This is a genomic window from Paraburkholderia sp. SIMBA_030 (genome assembly GCF_046535245.1).
Lineage (GTDB): Bacteria > Pseudomonadota > Gammaproteobacteria > Burkholderiales > Burkholderiaceae > Paraburkholderia.
Genome location: NZ_JAWRXB010001692.1, coordinates 1 through 234, shown reverse-complemented (window position 1 = coordinate 234; position 234 = coordinate 1). Strand labels below are relative to the sequence as shown.

At 67.5% G+C, this 234-nt stretch carries 1 pseudogene; it reads right to left on the bottom strand.

The features are described from left to right. Positions 1–234, bottom strand: a pseudogene (locus tag SB772_RS45790) (peptidase C39); the annotation flags it as partial.

The window sequence follows — 234 nt, the reverse complement described above, 5'->3', positions numbered from 1 at the left end:
AGCAGCGAACCGGCACTTCCGAAGTCGATGGTCGCGCCGTTGACGCCCACGTTGCTGTTGCCGGCGACCTGGGTGATCTGCGAGACGCCGTTGACCGTGACGTTCTGGCCGCCCGTGGCCGACGCGTTGGGCGACGCGCCGCTGTTGCCTACCGTGGTGCCGGTCGGATCGTTCACTTTCGCGAGGCTCTGCACGGTCGCGCTCAACTGGTTGGCGGCGTTTTGCGCGACGGTG